Annotated in this window: 4 protein-coding genes; 2 read left to right on the forward strand and 2 right to left on the reverse strand. The window is 38.3% G+C overall.

The features are described from left to right. Window positions 1-288: 288 nt before the first annotated feature. Window positions 289-1,275 (forward strand): hypothetical protein, encoded by a 987-nt coding sequence (locus F6K52_RS33280; RefSeq protein WP_293088937.1) that lies wholly within the window; start codon window positions 289-291, stop codon window positions 1,273-1,275. Window positions 1,276-1,597: 322 nt separating this feature from the next. Here the strand turns inward: F6K52_RS33280 and F6K52_RS33285 are convergent, their stop codons facing one another. Both F6K52_RS33285 and F6K52_RS33290 read right to left on the reverse strand, forming a co-directional pair. Next, window positions 1,598-2,050 (reverse strand): helix-turn-helix domain-containing protein, encoded by a 453-nt coding sequence (locus F6K52_RS33285; RefSeq protein ID WP_293088939.1) that lies wholly within the window; start codon window positions 2,048-2,050, stop codon window positions 1,598-1,600. Between the two features lie 64 nt (window positions 2,051-2,114). Next, window positions 2,115-2,300, reverse strand: coding sequence for a hypothetical protein (locus F6K52_RS33290; RefSeq protein ID WP_293088941.1), 186 nt, complete (start codon window positions 2,298-2,300; stop codon window positions 2,115-2,117). Window positions 2,301-2,514: 214 nt separating this feature from the next. Between F6K52_RS33290 and F6K52_RS33295 the strand changes: the two genes are divergently transcribed. Continuing rightward, window positions 2,515-3,369 (forward strand): hypothetical protein, encoded by an 855-nt coding sequence (locus F6K52_RS33295; protein WP_293088943.1) that lies wholly within the window; start codon window positions 2,515-2,517, stop codon window positions 3,367-3,369. The last annotated feature ends 669 nt before the right edge of the window (window positions 3,370-4,038 follow it).

A 4,038-nucleotide genomic window follows, 5' to 3' on the forward strand; every position in this document is an offset into this window, starting at 1 on the left:
CGCAATGTTGGGAATTAGTTGATAAGTTAATGCGTTTAAGTCGTCATAAGCTCGATAATTATTTACGAGGTATGAGAGCTATGAAGCTTATACAGTCTACTTTTTAGCTCTCATGTCGCCCCCCCAGATACTATTCACTGTTCTAATACAGGTGTTGTAGTATCTGAGGATACACTTTTACCCAAGGACTTTGAAGCACCTCAGAATCCACTTTTACCCAACAAGTTTCTTGGTGAATGGTCAGGATATCTCACTCGGCAAAAAGATAAAGCTAAAATGTATGTTACTATGACATTGGCTAATAAGTCACAAGCTGGTGAGGCAACGGGAGTATTTAAGCTTACTTCTAGTGAATGTAAGAGTGAATTTACAGTTAAAACTGTAACAGATTCCTCGATTGTGCTGACCAAAAAAGAAGGTAGTCCAAAATGTGACCTAGAAGATATCTCACTTAATTTAGTTTCAGATAATGAGTTAAGGTTTCCTGAAGATAAGCAAATGTATTTTGCTCAAGGATATCGGGAAATATCTTTGTATAAGAAAAATATTCCTTGCAAAAATGAACATAATTTTAAGCTCAATGATCACTTATACCTAGAAAATTTTGATGATCCATTTGTTTTACCTAACAAGGATAACAAAGAGCGAATTGCCAGGAATGATGCTTTAAGAGAGGATAAGTTCTTCTACTCTCTTTTTCCCTATCCTAAACGCTGGCATTACCCAGATAAATTCTCCAATATTTTAAGAGGAAGATATCATTATTACTCTACAATTCCAAACACTGATTCAAACCCAAGTAATAAAATATGTGAGCTTACAGAAAAAGGATGCACACCAGAAAATGTCTTTGCAGAAATGATGTCACAGGCTCAATTTACTGCACCCCCTAGAAAAGAACAGGATTATAATCCCGTTTTAGACTGTATGGTAGTTGACTTAGATGTTGATTATCAGTTCGATAACTTTGCCAGATTTTGGTATTGGACTAAAGGTGATAAGATCGTAGTAATGGTAAACAAAGAAAATTTGATTGCCATTAACTACACGTTACCAACTCATATTTTTTTTCCAGGTCGAATTTTTAGACAGGTGATTGAAAAAGATGGTGCGGTTTGGGTATCTACAATTGGAGAGGGACGAGGCATGTTGGCCCCTGAGAATGAAATAGGAGGAAAGTTCATATTCAGCAATATTGATGATTATTTCAAAGAACATGTTCGAGATGCTATCGATAAAGGCTTACCTTGGGGATTAGATGCAAATCGTAAATAACTACCTCTATAAGTATTAGCATAAGAAAGCATCACGGTAATTACAATACTTTGCTTAGCTGTGTTAATCCATCAGATAGAGCTGTTAGTTGAGGCTAGCGAATCCTAGCTTAAACTTAATAACACAAATGTACATGGGTGGGTTAACACCCGCCTATTGTAAATGGAATTAGCCTTTCTCCAAAAGAAGGGCTAATTGTCTGTAAAGTTGATCCCATTCCAGCCAGCTTACATGATAATTTTATTCTAAATAGTCAAACGAAATTAGGTATTTACAAAACCCGTAGCGTATACCCGAAATAGTCGCCAAGCCCTTTACCCCCTCAGTTACTCGCTGGAAAACTCCCACCAACAAAGTGAATATCACTGAAAGTTTCAATCCACAAACGAGCGCCACAATCGAGTGGATGATCCGGCTGATACACAATCTTACACGGACCGAGGATTTCCACCTCATTACCGTAGAGATTGTTGCCTTTTCGTTTTACTGAAATCACTGGCTTCCGGTCTTGAGGGCTTTTCTTCATATTCGAGCCAATGTGATTGCGATTGACATTAATCTTCGCTAAAGCTGGGGGACGACTAGTGCGCCATTTGCCCTTTGGTCCACGATTACCTTTGGTAATTTGTGGCAAATGGTTGAACAGAGGAATAATCCAGAATTTCCCGCTTTTATAGGCACCCCGCACCCGACCTTTCTCTAGGAGTTGGCGCAATCGTCGAGAAGAAATTCCTAATAGAGATGCTGCTTCAGTAGTTCCAACGCACTTGTTCATCTGTTCTCTCTCCATTAACTATTCCGATAATACTATTGTATAGGTAAAAAGGAAAATTGACAATTTATTTTTGTAGGGAACAGGGAACAGGGAACAGGGAACAGGGAATAGGGAAGAAACTGCTAAGTACCTGGACAAAAATAAAGCTCACTTCTTGAGCGCGCTCACAGGTTAGTAGCGCGAAACCCCCAAGACCGCACCGGTAGTCGCTCATGGGGGGAACCCCCAAGACCGCGCTACCTCGCTGCATCGCTGCTCCCTGCTCCCTGCTCCCTATTTCAACAGTTAATTTTATTTTTGTCCGACTACTTATTTGAGTACAAAAAGTACCCTCAGGGGTACTGCAAAGTCTATGTTAAATCAGACATAAAGGAGGAAAGGAATTGCCTTTAAGGTTTCAGATCCTTATCAATCACTTGAAGAATAGCTAGATTATTTAGAAACATAAGTACTACGGTGATCAGATGCAAAATTACAAACAAGAGCAAAAGCAAGATCAGAACCAACCAAAGCAACCAAAGCAACCAAAGCAACCTAGATCTTTAGTTAAAAATTTTTTATGGTTCGGAATCGGTATTGCTACACTTGTCATTACTGGTAAGGCAGCCATTTTTGGCTATCAGCAATGGCTATCTCATCATGAAGAACGAGTATTTCTGGAAACTATGGAAGACCTGATTATAAATAAAGACTTTGTCGAGTGTATGAACAAAGCTCTAGAAATTCCTGAAAGTTCTCAGAACCATTATAATGCGCAATTTTTTTTGAATCAGTGTGCTCAAGGACAGTTAGACCAAGCCAATAAAGTGGTAAAAGCACAGGAGTTGAAACCAGTTGATGAGAATTATAAATTAGCAATTAACTTGGCCAAACAAATTCCTTCATCAAGCTCTGTCTATAATCAAGCTCAAGATGCGATCCTTAAGTGGAACGAAAAGTTAAAACAAGTAGTTGGAGTAGAAGGCTTTACTGATGGCATCTATTTGTACCATCATGAGAAAGAATATGATAGATATATTATTTTGGAAAAGCAAGGCAATACTATCTTAGGTAAACAATATTATTTTCAAAGTGATGCTACCGCTTGTTTTAGAGGAGTTATACGGCGTAATGTAGTTGAAGAAGTAAGTCAAATTTCTGGTGGCATTGATGTTATACCACAGATCGAAAGTGTTGATCCAATAGATTTATCTAAGTGGTATCGAATAAGTTGGGATAAAGCGTCTAAGTCTAGCAATGAGGCTCTACAATATGCCTATTATTATAGGCATATTCTTATAGAAGATTGTCGAGAAGACTTCGCGGAGCAAATTCCTTAACCGACTTAGGAAATAGTTGAATAGAGGAATAATCCAGAATTTTCCGCTTTTATAGGCACCCCGAACACGATTTTTCGCTGTAATGCCAAACACAGCAAACAGGGAATAGATAAAAGGGCTGATATCTACATATTGGGTATGCTCACCAGCTTTTTTACTTAAACCTAATCCCTCTTGCTTTACTAGCAGTTTAGCTAACAGTAAATAATTACCACCACGCTTTCACGTCGCACACAGGGTAAGTGCCTATTCCATAATTGAAAGATCTGGCTTAATGCATACAGTACAAGGATCTAGTGTGTCGTTTCCATTATTACCGCTACCAATAGTATCTTCATCAGTTAGGCAACTAATCTTCTTGCTCGAATGTAGACTACCATTGTAGTAATAATTTAGAAAACAGGAATCACCTTCTTGTTCTATAACAAAGCAATCTATATTATCACCACATGGGTCTTCCTGTGTATTTATTTCATCGGCTAGTGTTTTTACAGGCGCTAACCCGATCATTGAAAAGGCTAAAGAACTGCTCAACAAAATAGCTGGGGGGGCGACAAGCGCCCTGTAACCCTTGATATATCTTAAATTGAGCGAATTATGGTAAAAAAAGATAGGTCATAACTTGTCAATACGACCTATCAATTGAAAATGGTACCAGAATTATATCAA

The organism is Moorena sp. SIO3H5 (assembly GCF_010692395.1).
Classification (GTDB): Bacteria; Cyanobacteriota; Cyanobacteriia; order Cyanobacteriales; family Coleofasciculaceae; genus Moorena.